Below are 15374 nucleotides of genomic sequence, written 5' to 3'. Positions count from 1 at the left end.
CGGAAGGTATAGTTAATTTCTGACAAGAATCAGCATCGCCCTTATGACCCAAATCATTCCCTCAGACTTCGACATTGCAGCCGAAGAGAGCGCAGAGTTCGTGCCCATGCGCGGTGTGGCTAACCCTCACCTGCAAACCATGCTGCCGCGCCTGATCCGCCGCAAGGTACAGTTCACCCCGCACTGGCAACGCCTGGATTTGCCGGATGGCGACTTTTTGGATCTCGCCTGGAGCGAAGATCCGGATCGGGCCAGACATAAACCCCGTCTGGTAGTGTTTCACGGTCTGGAAGGCAGCCTGCACAGCCCTTACGCACACGGACTCATTGAGGCGGCGAAAGCCCGCGGCTGGCTTGGGGTGGTGATGCATTTTCGCGGATGCAGCGGCGAGCCTAATCGTCAGAAACGCATTTATCACTCGGGTGAAACCGAGGACGGCACCTGGTTCCTGCGCTGGCTAAGAGACAATTTCGGCGAGGCGCCAACGGCAGCGGTGGGGTATTCGCTGGGCGGCAATATGCTGGCCTGTCTGCTGGCGAAGGAGAGCGACGCCGTACCGCTGGATGCGGCGGTGATTGTCTCTGCGCCGTTTATGCTGGAGCAGTGCAGCTATCATATGGAAAAGGGCTTTTCGCGAGTGTACCAGCGCTACCTGCTCAACCTGCTGAAAGCCAACGCCGCGCGCAAGCTGAAGGCCTATCCGGATACGCTGCCTGTGACGCTGCAACAGCTCAAACGCGTGAAGCGCCTGCGCGAGTTTGATGATTTGATCACCTCGAAAATTCACGGTTTTGCCGATGCGATTGACTATTACCGTCAGTGCAGCGCCATGCCTTTACTGAATCAAATCACGAAACCCACGCTGATTATCCACGCCAAAGACGATCCGTTTATGGATCATCACTCGATCCCCGCCCCTGACTATCTGCCGGATAACGTGGAGTATCAGCTCACCGAGTTCGGCGGGCACGTCGGCTTTGTTGGCGGCACGCTGCGTCGGCCAAAAATGTGGCTTGAGACGCGTATACCCGACTGGTTAACGGCCTATCTGGACGGTAAAAAATGATTATTCCCTGGCAGGATCTCTCTCCCGAAACGCTCGATAATCTGATTGAAAGCTTTGTCTTGCGCGAAGGCACCGATTATGGTGAACATGAACGTTCGCTTGAACAAAAGGTCAACGATGTTAAGCGCCAGCTTAAAAGCGGCGACGTGGTGCTGGTATGGTCCGAACTGCATGAGACGGTCAATATCATGCCCCGCAACGCGTTTCATGGCTGATCTTTACACTTTTCCAGTCAGGGAGTTGCTATGTCTGCCAGACATCCGGTTATTGCCGTTACGGGTTCGAGTGGGGCGGGAACCACTACCACCAGCCTCGCCTTCCGCAAGATCTTCGCCCAGCTTAACTTACGGGCGGCCGAGGTAGAAGGCGACAGCTTTCACCGCTACACGCGCCCGGAGATGGATATGGCCATCCGCAAGGCGCGCGATCTGGGTAAACACATCAGCTACTTCGGCCCGGAGGCCAATGACTTCGGCCTGCTGGAGCAAACCTTCCGTGAATACGGGCAAAGCGGTACCGGGCAGTCCCGCAAGTATCTCCACACCTACGATGAAGCCGTGCCCTGGAACCAGGTCCCCGGCACGTTCACGCCCTGGCAGCCGCTGCCGGAACCGACTGACGTGCTGTTTTACGAAGGATTGCACGGCGGCGTGGTGACGCCTCAGCACGACGTGGCGCGCCACGTGGATTTGCTGGTGGGGGTGGTGCCGATTGTTAACCTTGAGTGGATCCAGAAGCTGACGCGTGACATGAGCGAGCGCGGCCATTCGCGAGAGGCGGTCATGGACTCGGTGGTGCGCTCCATGGAAGATTACATCAACTTCCTGACGCCGCAGTTCTCCCGAACCCACATTAACTTCCAGCGCGTCCCCACCGTGGACACCTCCAACCCGTTCGCCGCAAAAAGCATCCCTTCCCTGGACGAGAGCTTTGTGGTGATCCACTTCCGCAACCTGGAAGGCATTGATTACCCCTGGCTGCTGGCGATGCTACAAGGTTCGTTTATTTCGCACATGAATACGTTAGTGGTGCCCGGGGGAAAAATGGGGCTGGCAATGGAACTTATCATGACACCGCTGGTGCAGCGGCTGATGGAAGGGAAGCAGATCGCGTGAACATGTTCCCTCTCCCCGTGGGAGAGGGTTAGGGTGAGGGCATCAACACGCACGATGCCCCAATAATTAAGCCTCTATCACTTCATACGAATGGGTGATGTTTACCGCTTTCTCCAGCATTAACGCCACAGAGCAGTATTTCTCCGCAGACAGGTCAACCGCACGCGAGACCGCCCCATCCTTCAGTTCTTTGCCAGTGACGATAAAGTGCAGATTAATATGCGTGAACAGGCGTGGCGCCTCTTCGCGACGTTCTGACGTCAGCTTCACTTCACAATCGGTCACGTCATGACGGCCTTTTTGCAGGATCGACACCACGTCGATCGCGCTGCATCCGCCCGCCGCCATCAGCACCATCTCCATCGGGCTTGGCGCTTTATCGCCGGAGTTGCCATCCATCAAAACCTGGTGCCCGGAAGCAGACTCGCCCAGGAACGTTAACCCTTCAACCCATTTCACACGCGCTTGCATATTCACTCACTCCAACGTTGCATTTTTTATGACAGATTACGTGTACGTTACATTTCTCGCAACGGAAGGCGACCTGCGTCATGCTGAAGCGAGACACCAGGAGACACGCGGCGAAAGCTATGCTAAAACACTCTGGATGCTACAGTAATACATTGACGTTACACATGTATGCAGAGGACATCAAACTTTACTGGCTGCGAAACGTTACGACAGCCGACTTCCCAGGTATGGGTAAGAATTCGATTGCAACCCCAGAGTCCGGATGCATCTTATGACTCTGGTGACAGCTTATAACAGAGGATAACAGCGCATGGTGCTTGGCAAACCGCAAACAGACCCGACTCTCGAATGGTTCTTGTCTCATTGCCACATTCATAAGTACCCATCAAAGAGCACGCTGATTCACCAGGGTGAAAAAGCGGAAACGTTGTATTACATCGTTAAAGGCTCGGTGGCCGTGCTGATCAAAGATGAAGAAGGGAAAGAGATGATCCTTTCTTATCTGAACCAGGGCGATTTTATCGGTGAACTGGGCCTGTTTGAAGAAGGCCAGGAACGTAGCGCCTGGGTTCGTGCAAAAACAGCATGTGAAGTGGCTGAAATTTCTTATAAGAAATTCCGTCAGCTGATTCAGGTCAACCCTGACATCCTGATGCGTCTCTCTTCCCAGATGGCACGCCGTCTGCAAGTGACCTCTGAGAAGGTGGGTAACCTCGCCTTCCTGGACGTGACCGGTCGTATCGCGCAGACGCTGTTGAACCTGGCGAAACAGCCAGACGCCATGACCCACCCTGACGGTATGCAAATTAAAATTACCCGCCAGGAAATCGGTCAGATCGTCGGCTGCTCCCGTGAAACAGTGGGCCGTATCCTGAAGATGCTGGAAGATCAGAACCTGATCTCCGCCCACGGTAAAACCATCGTGGTTTACGGGACCCGTTAATTCCGGTCAAACGGCGTGCCGCCGCAGGGTGGCACGCCGTTTTTGTCTCTACTCCTCATGTGGCGCAGGCTGATCTATCACCCGGAAGTTAACTACGCACTACGACAAACGCTGGTGTTGTGTCTTCCCGTGGCCGTGGGCCTGCTCCTCGGACATCTTCAGCAAGGCCTGCTGTTTTCCCTCGTGCCCGCCTGCTGCAACATTGCCGGTCTGGATACGCCGCATAAACGCTTTTTTAAACGTCTGATTATTGGCGGCTGCCTGTTTGCCGGCTGTAGCCTTGCCGTACAACTCTTACTGGCCCGCGACATTCCTCTGCCGTTGATCCTGACCGTGCTGGCGATGACGCTCGGCGTCACCGCCGAAATCAGCTCGCTGCACGCCCGCCTGCTTCCCGCGTCGCTGATTGCCGCCATCTTCACCTTAAGCCTTGCAGGTAATATGCCGGTGTGGGAGCCATTGCTGATCTACGCCCTCGGCACGCTGTGGTACGGGCTGTTTAACTGGTTCTGGTTCTGGCTGTGGCGGGAACAGCCGCTGCGCGAATCCCTGAGCCTGCTCTACGTGCAGCTTGCTGAATACTGCGAAGCAAAATACACCCTGCTCACTCAACATACCGACCCGGAAAAATCCCTGCCGCCGCTACTGGCGCGCCAGCAAAAAGTGGTGGATCTGATCAGCCAGTGCTATCAGCAGCTGCACATGCTTGCCGCCAACAAAAATCATGAATACAAGCGGCTGCTGCGAATCTTCCAGGTCGGGCTGGATTTGCAGGAGCATATCTCCGTCAGCCTTCATAATCCGGAAGAGGTGCAAAAGCTGGTGGAGCGCAGCCATGCAGAAGCGGTGATCCGCTGGAACGCGCAGACCGTCGCGGCCCGCCTGCGGGTGCTGGCTGACGATATCCTCTATCACCGCTACCCGACGCGCTTTAACATGGACAAACAGCTCGGCGCGCTGGAAAAGATTGCGCGTCAGCACGCGGATAACCCGGTCGGGCAATTTGCTGCCTGGCATTTCAGCCGCATCGCCCGGGTGTTACGCACCCAGCGCCCGCTTTATGCCCGCGACCTGATGGCCGATAAGCAAAAACGGCTGCCGCTGCTGCCCGCGCTCAAAAGCTATCTTTCACTGAAATCTTCTGCCCTGCGCAATGCCGCACGGATCAGTGTGATGCTGAGCATCGCCAGCCTGATGGGAATGGCCCTGCACCTGCCGAAACCCTACTGGATCTTAATGACCGTACTGTTTGTTACCCAGAACGGCTATGGCGCCACGCGGGTCCGTATTCTGCATCGGGCGGGCGGCACGATGGCGGGGCTGATTATCGCGGGCATAACGCTGCACTTCCACGTGCCGGAGGGCTATACCCTGGCCGGTATGCTGGCAATCACGCTGGTGAGCTATCTGATTATCCGCAAAAACTACGGCTGGGCGATGGTGGGCTTTACGGTGACGGCGGTGTATACCCTTCAACTGCTCACGCTTAACGGGGAACAGTTTATTATTGCCCGTCTGGTCGATACGCTGATTGGCTGCCTGATCGCCTTTGGCGGCATGGTCTGGCTGTGGCCGCAGTGGCAGAGCGGGCTGTTGAGGCAGAACGCCCACGACGCGCTGGAAGCTGACCAGCAGGCCATTCGTCTGATCCTGAGCGATGACCCACAGCCCTCTCCGCTGGCCTACGAGCGCATGAAGGTCAACCAGGCGCATAACGCCCTGTTCAACTCCCTTAACCAGGCCATGCAGGAGCCGGGCTTTAACGCGCACTATCTGGCTGACATGAAGCTGTGGGTCACGCACAGCCAGTTTATCGTCGAGCACATCAATGCCATGACGACGCTGGCGCGGGAGCACACGATGCTGACGCCGGATCTGGCGCAGCGCTATTTGCAGTCGTGTGAAATTGCGTTGCAGCGCTGTCAGCAGCGCCTGGAGTATGATGCACCGGGCGAGTCAGGTGATTCGAACATTCTGGAAGCGCCGGAGACGCTGACCCACGGGCCGATGAGCACCCTTGAGCAGCATTTACAGCGCGTTCTCGGCCACCTGAACACCATGCACACCATTTCGTCGGTGGCATGGCGTCAGCGCCCGCATCACGGGATTTGGTTAACGCGCCGGTTAAAACGAACCGCGTATTAGCCGCTGACGATCTTCGCGACTGCCGCGGCAAAACGGGTTAATCCGTCTTCGATGTCTTTGTCTTCCACCACAAGCGATGGCGCAAAGCGCATCACGTCCGGCCCGGCATTGAGCACCATGACGCCTTCGTGCGCGGCGGCGTGCAGGAAATCGCGCGCGCGGCCTTTATACTGAGGCTTCAACTCGGCGCCAATCAGCAGCCCCATTCCGCGGATTTCGCTGAAGACATCAAACTGTTCGTCAATCTGCTGAAGATGTTTCACAAACAGATCGCGTTTCGCATTCACGCCATTCAGGACGTCCGGCGTATTAATGATATCGAACGCCGCACCCGCCACGGCACACGCCAGCGGATTACCGCCGTAGGTGGAGCCGTGTGAGCCCACATGAAATGCGGAAGCGATATCCTGGGTAGTGAGTACCGCACTGACCGGGAAACCGCCGCCGAGCGCTTTCGCGCTGGTCAGAATATCCGGCGTTACGCCGTAGTGCATATAAGCGAACAGATCCCCGGTACGCCCCATCCCACACTGCACTTCATCAAACACCAGCAGCGCCTGGTGCTCGTCACACAGTTCGCGCAGCCCTTGCAGAAATTCCGGGGTGGCCGCCGTGACGCCGCCTTCCCCCTGAATGGGCTCGACCACCACGGCACAGGTGTGATCGTCCATCACCGCTTTAACGGCGTGCAGATCGTTAAACGGCACGTGGATGATATCCGCAGGTTTCGGACCAAAGCCGTCGGAATACTTCGGCTGGCCGCCCACGGAAACGGTAAAGAACGAGCGACCGTGGAAGGCGTTATGGAAGGCGATGATTTTGGTTTTGTACGGACTATGACGCGTGGTTGCGTAGTAGCGCGCCAGCTTAAAGGCGGTTTCGTTGGCTTCGGTGCCGGAGTTCATAAACAGCACGCGTTCGGCGAAGGTGGCATCGATGATCTTACGCCCCAGACGCAGCGCCGGTTCGTTGGTGAACACGTTGCTGGTGTGCCACAGCGTTTCGCCCTGCGTTTTCAGCGCGTCCACCAGCGCAGGATGGCAATGGCCCAGTGCCGTCACCGCAATACCGCCTGCGAAATCAACATACTCGTTGCCCTGCTGATCCCAGACGCGGCTGCCTCTCCCTTTCACCGGGATAAACTCAGCCGGTGCATAAATCGGCAGGATCACTTCATCGAATGTCGCGCGGGTAATTGCTGGTTGTTCAGTTGCCATGTCATGACCATCCATTTTTATGTCACAGTTATTGTGAAAATATAATCACAAAATATGCATAAAAAATCACAGCAAGGCAACCGATATTCAGCGATTAAGGAAATTGGCCAGCAGCGCGTGCCCCTGTTCGCTGAGAATGCTTTCCGGGTGGAACTGCACACCTTCCAGATCGTACTCGCGGTGGCGAATGCCCATGATCTCCTGCGTCTCGCTCCAGGCGGTAACCTCAAAGCAGGCCGGCAGGGTCGGCGGATCAATAATCAGAGAATGGTAGCGCGTCACGGTTAACGGATTGTTTAGCCCCAGGAATGCGCCGGTACCGGTGTGTGTGATCGGTGAGGTTTTGCCATGCATGACTTTCGCGGCACGGACAATGGTGGCGCCAAAGACCTGCGCAATGGCCTGGTGACCCAGGCAGACGCCCAGAATCGGCAGTTTGCCCGCATAGTGTTGGATTACCGCCAGCGAGATGCCGGACTCCGACGGGGTACACGGCCCGGGCGAAATCACGATTTTCTGAGGTGCCAGCGCGTCAATGTCATCCAGCGCGATCTCATCGTTACGGCGGACAACCACCTCTGCCCCCAGCTCGCAAAAATACTGGTAGAGGTTCCAGGTAAAGGAATCATAGTTATCAATCAGCAGAATCATGGCGGCTCCTGAAAAAATGGCCGCCCTATTTTACGCAGATTCCCGCGCTTCGCTCACAACTTTGGCGAAGATGACGTTCAGGGCGGTCAAATCCCCCATCGCCCCGCTCTGGTTGGCGGCAGCCCAGTCGTCCGGGTCGATCCCCTGCCAGTTCAGCACGTAGCCCGCATGAATAGCCAGTTGTTCAAAGAAGATCCGCTGGGCCACGCCATTACCGCTCATAAACGGATGTAGCATGTTGATTTCACAGTAGTAATGACTGATTCTGTCTGTAAACTCTTCTTTCTGAAGGCCTACCAGATATTTATCACTTTCCAGCGAAGCCATCAGCTCATTACCCACTTTCTCGATGTACTCGAAATGGCAAAAAGGAATGTCGCCCTTGGAAATATCGGCGGTGCGCAGCTCGCCCGCGCCTTTCATTTCGTTGCGGAATAAATGGCGGTGAATAAGACACAGATGGGGTAAACCCGGTGCGGAAGGCCCCAGTTCCAGCGTCTCGATATCGGGTTCAGCGGGCCCCTTACCTTTTTCAAGGAGGCAGCTGGCCTGAAAATTGACACTACGTTGTTGCTCCCAGAGACGGGATTTTTGCTTGTCGGTGAGTTTTTTCACTACGCCTCCCTGAATAGTCCGTTTGCCACAAGTATAAGCAGCAAAACGCGCTTTCGCAGGGAGGGCGGAAAGACACGGGCAGGATATGCCCGTGTGGACGAACGATTACGGCAGCACTTTCGCGGAGAGAATGACGACAGGCTTAGTCGGCACATTCTGGTATGGACCGACATCGTGAGTCTGAACCTGAGAGATCTTATCCGCCACGTCCATGCCTTTCACCACTTTGCCAAACACCGCGTAGCCAAAGTCGCGCTGACCGTGGTCCAGGAAGGCGTTATCAGCCACGTTGAGGAAGAACTGGCTGGTGGCGCTGTCTTTGTCCGCCGTACGCGCCATCGAGATGGTGCCGCGCTTGTTCAGCAGGCCGTTGTCAGCTTCATTTTTGATGGGCGGGTTAGGCTGTTTCTGCTGCATCTGCTCGTTAAAACCGCCACCCTGAATCATAAAGCCCGGGATCACGCGGTGGAATGTGGTGTTGTTATAAAAACCACTGTTCACGTAGTCGAGGAAGTTTTTCACCGAAACAGGGGCTTTCTGGCTATCCAGCTCCAGCTCAATATTCCCCGCAGAGGTAGTCAGCAGGACGTGAGGGTCTCCTTTGGCTGCCAGCGCAGCAGGGGAAACGGCAGAAAGAGCAAACACAGCTGCAACAGCCGCCAGTGTTGATTTGAGCATGAGAATTCCTTAACAAAGCGCAGTATAAAAAGCGAATGGCTTGATTCTAAAGAGCAGTATGAACCCAGACCAGTCTTTTACCTAATTTTACCAAATTGAAACAATTATTACCGCGCAAACGATTGTTCACCCCGCAACATAATGTGATCTGCATCACGTTAAAACCTGCAATTGTGCTCAAAATTTTCTGAAAAGATTTAATTAGATCACTTTCGCGACTAAAATCTGCCCGCTCAAACGCAGCCATTGCGTTTTTCTTTACTTTTAACAGGCCAGACATGACTAACAGCAATCGCATCAAGCTCACATGGATCAGCTTCTTCTCTTACGCCCTGACCGGCGCGTTGGTGATCGTCACCGGGATGGTGATGGGAAATATCGCAGACTACTTCCAGCTGCCCGTTTCCAGCATGAGTAACACCTTCACCTTCCTGAACGCGGGGATCCTGATCTCTATTTTCCTTAATGCATGGCTGATGGAAATCGTGCCGCTGAAAACGCAGCTGCGTTTTGGCTTCGTGCTGATGGTTGCCGCCGTGGCGGGCCTGATGTTGAGCCACAGCATCGCCCTCTTCTCTGCCGCCATGTTCGTACTGGGCCTGGTGAGCGGGATCACCATGTCGATCGGTACGTTTCTGATTACGCACATGTATGAAGGCCGCCAGCGCGGCGCACGTCTGCTGTTCACCGACTCCTTCTTCAGCATGGCCGGGATGATTTTCCCGATGGTCGCCGCGTATCTTCTGGCGCGCAGCATTGAGTGGTACTGGGTATATGCCTGCATTGGTCTGGTCTATGTCGCGATCTTTATTCTCACCTTCGGCTGCGAGTTCCCGGTGCTGGGCAAAAAAGCGCAGACTACATCCGAGCCGGTTGCGAAAGAAAAATGGGGTATCGGCGTACTGTTCCTCTCCATCGCCGCGCTGTGTTACATCCTCGGCCAGCTGGGCTTTATCTCCTGGGTTCCAGAGTATGCTAAAGGTCTGGGCATGAGCCTGAACGACGCGGGTAAACTGGTGAGCGATTTCTGGATGTCTTACATGTTCGGCATGTGGGCATTTAGCTTTATCCTGCGCTTCTTCGACCTGCAACGGATCCTGACCGTTCTGGCGGGTCTGGCGACCGTGCTGATGTATCTGTTCATCAACGGTTCCCCGGAGCATATGCCGTGGTTCATCCTGACCCTGGGCTTCTTCTCCAGCGCGATTTATACCTCGATCATCACCCTTGGCTCTCTTCAGACCAAAGTGGCCTCGCCAAAGCTGGTGAACTTTGTGCTGACCTGCGGCACCATCGGCACCATGCTGACCTTCGTGGTCACGGGCCCGATTGTTGCGCACAGCGGCCCGCTGGCGGCGCTGCATACCGCTAACGGTCTATACGCCGTGGTGTTTATCATGTGCTTCGTGCTGGGCTTTGTGACCCGTCACCGTCAACACAACCCGGCAACAGCTACCCACTAATCGCCGTAACCCCTTTGCGTACTGCAAAGGGGTTTCCCCCAGCTCACCCGCCCTGCCCGCCGATGGGTAAAAACCCCATTAATTTTGTGCGAAAAACGAACAAGCACAAAAATCAAACAATATCCGTCACTTATAAAAATCCTGACAAATCATAGATATACCCCCTAAGGGGTAGGTGAAGGCGTATTTGATTTGCATCAATAAGTGCCCCTGCTGAATCGTTAAGGTAGGCAGTAATAGAAAAGAAATCGAGGCAAAAATGAGCAAAGTCAGACTCGCTATCATCGGTAACGGCATGGTCGGCCACCGCTTTATTGAGGATCTTCTCGATAAAGCCGATGCTGAGCAGTTCGATATTACCGTGTTCTGTGAAGAACCCCGCAAGGCGTACGACCGTGTGCACTTGTCTTCCTACTTCTCTCACCATACCGCCGAAGAGCTCTCTCTGGTGCGTGAAGGGTTCTACGAGAAGCATGGCGTAAAAGTGCTGGTGGGCGAACGCGCTATCACCATCAACCGTCAGGAGAAAGTAATCCACTCCAGCGCCGGACGTACGGTTTTTTACGATAAGCTGATCATGGCGACGGGCTCGTATCCGTGGATCCCGCCTATTAAAGGGTCGGAAACCCAGGATTGCTTCGTTTACCGTACCATTGAAGACCTCAACGCCATTGAATCCTGCGCACGTCGAAGCAAACGCGGCGCGGTTGTCGGCGGTGGTCTGCTGGGTCTGGAAGCGGCAGGCGCGCTGAAAAACCTCGGCGTTGAAACCCACGTTATCGAATTTGCCCCGATGCTGATGGCCGAACAGCTCGACCACATGGGTGGCGATCAGCTGCGCCGTAAGATCGAAAGCATGGGCGTGAAAGTTCACACCAGCAAAAACACCAAAGAGATCATTCAGGAAGGGACTGAAGCACGCAAAACCATGCGCTTTGCCGACGGCAGCGAGCTGGAAGTGGACTTCATCGTCTTCTCCACCGGTATCCGCCCGCGCGACAAGCTGGCAACGCAATGCGGTCTGGCCGTCGCGCAGCGCGGTGGGATCATGATTAACGACACCTGCCAGACCTCCGACCCGGATATTTACGCCATCGGCGAATGCGCCAGCTGGAACAACCGCGTATTCGGCCTGGTCGCGCCTGGGTACAAAATGGCGCAGGTCGCCGTTGACCATATCCTCGGCAGCGAAAACGCCTTCACCGGCGCAGACATGAGCGCCAAGCTGAAGCTGCTGGGCGTGGACGTGGGCGGTATTGGCGATGCGCATGGTCGCACCCCGAACTCCCGCAGCTATGTTTATCTGGACGAAAGCAAAGAAGTCTACAAACGTCTTATCGTCAGCCAGGACAACAAAACCCTGCTCGGGGCGGTGCTGGTGGGCGACACCAGCGACTTCGGCAACCTGCTCCAGCTGGTGCTGAACGCCATTGAGCTGCCGGAAAACCCGGACGCGCTGATCCTCCCGGCGCACGCCTCCAGCGGTAAGCCGTCCATTGGCGTGGATAAACTGCCGGACAGCGCGCAAATCTGTTCCTGCTTCGACGTCACCAAAGGCATGCTGATCTCCGCCATTAACAAAGGCTGCCACACCGTTGCGGCGCTGAAGGCGGAAACCAAAGCCGGGACCGGCTGCGGCGGCTGTATCCCGCTGGTCACCCAGGTGCTGAACGCCGAGCTGGCAAAACAGGGCATTGAAGTGAACAACAACCTGTGCGAGCACTTCGCTTACTCTCGCCAGGAGCTGTACCACCTGATCCGCGTGGAGGGCATTAAGTCCTTTGACGAACTGCTGGAGAAACACGGCCAGGGCTATGGCTGTGAGGTATGTAAGCCTACCGTTGGTTCGCTGCTGGCGTCCTGCTGGAACGAATATGTGCTCAAACCAGAACACACTCCGCTTCAGGACACCAACGATAACTTCCTGGCCAATATTCAGAAAGACGGGACTTACTCGGTGATCCCGCGTTCTGCCGGAGGGGAAATCACCCCGGAAGGGCTGGTCGCCGTGGGTCGTATCGCCCGTGAGTTTAACCTGTACACCAAAATCACCGGTTCCCAGCGTATCGGCCTGTTCGGCGCGCAGAAAGATGACCTGCCGGAAATCTGGCGTCAGCTGATTGAAGCGGGCTTCGAAACCGGCCACGCGTACGCCAAAGCGCTGCGCATGGCGAAAACCTGCGTGGGCAGCACCTGGTGTCGCTACGGCGTCGGCGACAGCGTGGGATTCGGCGTTGAGCTGGAAAACCGCTACAAAGGCATCCGTACCCCGCACAAAATGAAGTTCGGCGTCTCCGGCTGTACCCGCGAATGTGCGGAAGCGCAGGGTAAAGACGTGGGTATTATTGCCACCGAGAAAGGCTGGAACCTGTACGTGTGCGGCAACGGCGGGATGAAACCTCGCCACGCGGATCTGCTGGCCGCCGATCTCGATCGCGATACGCTGATCAAATACCTCGACCGTTTCATGATGTTCTACATCCGTACCGCCGATAAGCTGACCCGTACCGCCTCCTGGCTTGATAACCTCGAGGGCGGCATCGACTACCTGAAGTCGGTCATTATCGACGACAAGCTGGGCCTGAATGAACAGCTGGAATCCGAGATGACTCGCCTGCGCGAGGCGGTGATCTGCGAGTGGACCGAAACCGTGAACACGCCAGCGGCGCAGACGCGCTTCAAACACTTTATCAACAGCACCCAGCGCGACCCGAACGTGCAGGTGGTGCCGGAGCGTGAACAGCATCGTCCAGCGACCCCGTATGAACGTATTCCGGTGATGCTGGTGGAGGAAAACGCATGAGCCAGTGGGTAAACATCTGCAATATTAACGACATTCTGCCAGCAACCGGCGTCTGTGCCCTGCTGGGCAACGAGCAGGTGGCGATTTTCCGTCCTCGCCACGATGAACAGGTCTATGCCATCAGCAATATCGACCCGTTCTTCGAGGCCAGCGTGCTCTCCCGCGGTCTGATTGCGGAGCACCAGGGCGAACTGTGGGTTGCCAGCCCGCTGAAAAAGCAGCGCTTCCGCTTAACCGACGGGCGCTGCATGGAAGATGAAAGCTTCTCGGTCAAACACTACGACGTCCGCGTGAAGGACGGCAAGGTGCAGCTGAAAGGGTAACCCCTCGCCTTTTCAATAGGAAAGGCTTATGACCCCTTATGGGTAACGGCAGGAAAAACCGTATGTTCTGTACGATTCCTGCTGTTATCCTGACGTCAATTCTTCCCCCGCCATGAATGCTGTGAGGTAACGTCGTGGATCACCTGCCGATTTTTTGTCAATTACGCAACCGCGACTGCCTGCTCGTGGGCGGCGGCGATGTGGCTGAACGCAAGGCGCGCCTGCTGTTAGAGGCGGGCGCCCGACTGACCGTTAACGCCCTCACCTTCGCCCCACAGTTTGACGTCTGGGCGCAGGAAGGGATGCTCACCCAGGTGCAGGGCGAATTTGATGAATCCCTGCTGGATACCTGCTGGCTGACCATCGCCGCAACGGATAACGATGACGTTAACCAGCGCGTCAGCGACGCCTGCGAAGCGCGCCGCATCTTCTGTAACGTGGTGGATGCGCCGAAAGAGGCGAGCTTTATCATGCCGTCGATTATCGACCGTTCACCGCTGATGATTGCGGTGTCGTCCGGTGGCCGCTCGCCCGTTCTTGCCCGTCTGCTGCGGGAAAAACTGGAAGCCGTGCTGCCGCAGCATCTTGGCCAGATTGCCCAATACGCCGGGCAGCTGCGTTCCCGCGTGAAGCAAACCTTCGCAACCGTGGGCGAACGCCGTCGCTTCTGGGAGAAGTTCTTTGTCAATGACAGGCTGGCGCAGTCGCTGGCCAATCAGGACACCAAAGCCGTTGAAGAGACGACCGAACAGCTCCTGAGCGAGCCGCTGGATCATCGCGGTGAAGTGGTACTGGTGGGCGCAGGTCCCGGCGATGCGGGCTTGCTGACGCTGAAGGGTCTCCAGCAGATCCAGCAGGCGGACATCGTGGTGTATGACCGTCTGGTCTCTGATGACATCATGAATCTGGTACGCCGCGATGCTGACCGCGTGTTCGTCGGCAAACGGGCAGGTTATCACTGCGTACCGCAGGAGGAGATCAACCAGATCCTGCTGCGGGAAGCGCAGAAAGGTAAGCGTGTGGTGCGTCTGAAAGGGGGCGATCCCTTTATCTTTGGTCGCGGCGGCGAGGAGCTGGAAACTCTCTGCAACGCGGGCATTCCATTCTCCGTGGTGCCGGGTATTACGGCGGCATCCGGCTGTTCTGCCTATTCCGGCATTCCGTTAACCCATCGCGACTATGCCCAGAGCGTGCGCCTGGTGACGGGCCACCTGAAAACCGGCAGCGAGCTGGACTGGCATAATCTGGCCGCTGAAAAGCAGACGCTGGTCTTCTACATGGGGCTAAATCAGGCAGCCACGATTCAGGCGAAACTGCTGGAGCACGGCATGGAAGCAGATATGCCGGTCGCACTGGTGGAAAACGGCACCGCCATTACGCAGCACGTGGTCGATGGCGTGCTGACGCAGCTGGGTGAGCTGGCGCAGCAGGTTCAAAGCCCGGCGCTGATCGTTGTTGGACGCGTGGTTGAGCTGCGCGAAAAGCTGAACTGGTTCTCAAACCACTAACCATAGTCTCTCTTCCTGGAGTAGTCCTTATGCGGACTACTCCCTTCATACCTCAGTCGATAACATACCGCCCGCATAATGGAACTTTTCCATTTATTCCCTCGTGTTACATCCAATTTTAGATTTTTAGACAAGGAATGCGTATGTTCAAACTGGCAAAAGCTGCCGTTCTGGTCGGCCTGTTATCAACTCTGACGGCCTGCACCGGTCACGTTCAAAATACTAAAAATAATTGCAGCTACGATTACCTGCTGCATCCGGCGATCTCCATTTCGAAGATCATCGGCGGTTGCGGCCCGGCGGCACAGCAGTAAGCGTTTTTCAGGCGTAAAAAAACCGGGAATTTCCCGGTTTTTTTATTGAGTCCGTATTTGTC

Annotated in this window: 15 protein-coding genes; 10 read left to right on the top strand and 5 right to left on the bottom strand. The window is 56.1% G+C overall.

The features are described from left to right. Positions 1 to 43 precede the first annotated feature (43 nt). Genes DD606_RS04260 through DD606_RS04250 form a run of 3 tightly spaced genes read left to right on the top strand, consistent with a single transcriptional unit; the run spans position 44 to position 2181 of the window. Entirely contained in the window at positions 44 to 1066 is a 1023-nt protein-coding gene (locus DD606_RS04260) for a hydrolase (protein ID WP_023314942.1), read from the top strand. Beyond that, complete coding sequence (locus DD606_RS04255) at positions 1063 to 1281, top strand: YheU family protein (protein WP_003861664.1); 219 nt, start codon at positions 1063 to 1065, stop codon at positions 1279 to 1281. The genes DD606_RS04260 and DD606_RS04255 overlap by 4 nt, the downstream gene beginning before the upstream one ends. A 30-nt stretch (positions 1282 to 1311) precedes the next feature. Further along, a complete protein-coding gene (locus tag DD606_RS04250) occupies positions 1312 to 2181 on the top strand; it encodes a phosphoribulokinase (RefSeq protein WP_003861663.1) in 870 nt (289 codons plus the stop codon). Between the two features lie 66 nt (positions 2182 to 2247). On the opposite strand, the gene DD606_RS04245 is transcribed toward DD606_RS04250, so the two are convergent. Then, the gene (locus tag DD606_RS04245; protein WP_129258270.1) at positions 2248 to 2652 is read right to left on the bottom strand and encodes an OsmC family protein; all 405 of its coding nucleotides are present in this window, start codon (positions 2650 to 2652) and stop codon (positions 2248 to 2250) included. A 310-nt stretch (positions 2653 to 2962) separates the two neighbouring features. Here DD606_RS04245 and crp point away from each other — a divergent pair, with 310 nt between their 5' ends. Together crp and DD606_RS04235 are read left to right on the top strand one after the other, a co-directional pair. After that, complete coding sequence (gene crp / locus DD606_RS04240) at positions 2963 to 3595, top strand: cAMP-activated global transcriptional regulator CRP (RefSeq protein ID WP_000242758.1); 633 nt, start codon at positions 2963 to 2965, stop codon at positions 3593 to 3595. A gap of 57 nt (positions 3596 to 3652) precedes the next feature. After that, positions 3653 to 5740: a YccS/YhfK family putative transporter gene (locus DD606_RS04235; protein ID WP_050870196.1), complete on the top strand. Its 2088-nt coding sequence runs from the start codon at positions 3653 to 3655 to the stop codon at positions 5738 to 5740. Here DD606_RS04235 and DD606_RS04230 read toward each other — a convergent pair. The 4 genes from DD606_RS04230 to ppiA form a co-directional block, all read right to left on the bottom strand. Then, the gene (locus DD606_RS04230; RefSeq protein ID WP_003861656.1) at positions 5737 to 6957 is read right to left on the bottom strand and encodes an aspartate aminotransferase family protein; all 1221 of its coding nucleotides are present in this window, start codon (positions 6955 to 6957) and stop codon (positions 5737 to 5739) included. The genes DD606_RS04235 and DD606_RS04230 overlap by 4 nt on opposite strands. 87 nt (positions 6958 to 7044) lie before the next feature. Further along, positions 7045 to 7608, bottom strand: a complete 564-nt coding sequence (gene pabA, locus DD606_RS04225) for an aminodeoxychorismate synthase component 2 (RefSeq protein ID WP_003861654.1) — start codon at positions 7606 to 7608, stop codon at positions 7045 to 7047. A 30-nt stretch (positions 7609 to 7638) separates the two neighbouring features. After that, the gene (locus DD606_RS04220; RefSeq protein ID WP_003861652.1) at positions 7639 to 8223 is read right to left on the bottom strand and encodes a putative adenosine monophosphate-protein transferase Fic; all 585 of its coding nucleotides are present in this window, start codon (positions 8221 to 8223) and stop codon (positions 7639 to 7641) included. Positions 8224 to 8328: 105 nt separating this feature from the next. Next, positions 8329 to 8901 (bottom strand): peptidylprolyl isomerase A, encoded by a 573-nt coding sequence (gene ppiA / locus DD606_RS04215; protein ID WP_003861649.1) that lies wholly within the window; start codon positions 8899 to 8901, stop codon positions 8329 to 8331. Between the two features lie 278 nt (positions 8902 to 9179). Between ppiA and tsgA the strand changes: the two genes are divergently transcribed. The 5 genes from tsgA to DD606_RS04185 all read left to right on the top strand — a co-directional run bounded on the left by tsgA (position 9180) and on the right by DD606_RS04185 (position 15312). Further along, positions 9180 to 10364: an MFS transporter TsgA gene (gene tsgA, locus DD606_RS04205; protein ID WP_003861648.1), complete on the top strand. Its 1185-nt coding sequence runs from the start codon at positions 9180 to 9182 to the stop codon at positions 10362 to 10364. A gap of 259 nt (positions 10365 to 10623) precedes the next feature. Then, positions 10624 to 13167, top strand: coding sequence for a nitrite reductase large subunit NirB (gene nirB, locus DD606_RS04200; protein ID WP_129258267.1), 2544 nt, complete (start codon positions 10624 to 10626; stop codon positions 13165 to 13167). Continuing rightward, the gene (gene nirD / locus DD606_RS04195; protein WP_003861642.1) at positions 13164 to 13490 is read left to right on the top strand and encodes a nitrite reductase small subunit NirD; all 327 of its coding nucleotides are present in this window, start codon (positions 13164 to 13166) and stop codon (positions 13488 to 13490) included. Before nirB ends, nirD begins: the two co-directional genes overlap by 4 nt. 134 nt (positions 13491 to 13624) lie before the next feature. After that, positions 13625 to 14998 (top strand): siroheme synthase CysG, encoded by a 1374-nt coding sequence (gene cysG / locus DD606_RS04190; RefSeq protein ID WP_129258265.1) that lies wholly within the window; start codon positions 13625 to 13627, stop codon positions 14996 to 14998. Positions 14999 to 15141: 143 nt separating this feature from the next. After that, positions 15142 to 15312, top strand: coding sequence for a YhfL family protein (locus DD606_RS04185; protein ID WP_008503029.1), 171 nt, complete (start codon positions 15142 to 15144; stop codon positions 15310 to 15312). The last annotated feature ends 62 nt before the right edge of the window (positions 15313 to 15374 follow it).

It is taken from the genome of Enterobacter cloacae complex sp. GF14B (assembly GCF_004136805.1).
GTDB lineage: Bacteria > Pseudomonadota > Gammaproteobacteria > Enterobacterales > Enterobacteriaceae > Enterobacter > Enterobacter hormaechei_C.
Note: the sequence above shows the minus strand (reverse complement) of the source record. Positions and strands in the feature narration are given on the sequence as shown.

Excerpts from the sequence above, each read along its gene's own strand:
- DD606_RS04250 (WP_003861663.1), top strand. The coding sequence starts at position 1,312 with ATGTCTGCCAGACATCCGGTTATTGCCGTTACGGGTTCGAGTGGGGCG.
- nirD (WP_003861642.1), top strand. The coding sequence starts at position 13,164 with ATGAGCCAGTGGGTAAACATCTGCAATATTAACGACATTCTGCCAGCA.
- DD606_RS04185 (WP_008503029.1), top strand. The coding sequence starts at position 15,142 with ATGTTCAAACTGGCAAAAGCTGCCGTTCTGGTCGGCCTGTTATCAACT.
- tsgA (WP_003861648.1), top strand. The coding sequence starts at position 9,180 with ATGACTAACAGCAATCGCATCAAGCTCACATGGATCAGCTTCTTCTCT.
- DD606_RS04255 (WP_003861664.1), top strand. The coding sequence starts at position 1,063 with ATGATTATTCCCTGGCAGGATCTCTCTCCCGAAACGCTCGATAATCTG.
- crp (WP_000242758.1), top strand. The coding sequence starts at position 2,963 with ATGGTGCTTGGCAAACCGCAAACAGACCCGACTCTCGAATGGTTCTTG.
- nirB (WP_129258267.1), top strand. The coding sequence starts at position 10,624 with ATGAGCAAAGTCAGACTCGCTATCATCGGTAACGGCATGGTCGGCCAC.
- ppiA (WP_003861649.1), bottom strand. The coding sequence starts at position 8,901 with ATGCTCAAATCAACACTGGCGGCTGTTGCAGCTGTGTTTGCTCTTTCT.
- pabA (WP_003861654.1), bottom strand. The coding sequence starts at position 7,608 with ATGATTCTGCTGATTGATAACTATGATTCCTTTACCTGGAACCTCTAC.
- DD606_RS04235 (WP_050870196.1), top strand. The coding sequence starts at position 3,653 with ATGTGGCGCAGGCTGATCTATCACCCGGAAGTTAACTACGCACTACGA.
- DD606_RS04230 (WP_003861656.1), bottom strand. The coding sequence starts at position 6,957 with ATGGCAACTGAACAACCAGCAATTACCCGCGCGACATTCGATGAAGTG.
- DD606_RS04260 (WP_023314942.1), top strand. The coding sequence starts at position 44 with ATGACCCAAATCATTCCCTCAGACTTCGACATTGCAGCCGAAGAGAGC.
- DD606_RS04245 (WP_129258270.1), bottom strand. The coding sequence starts at position 2,652 with ATGCAAGCGCGTGTGAAATGGGTTGAAGGGTTAACGTTCCTGGGCGAG.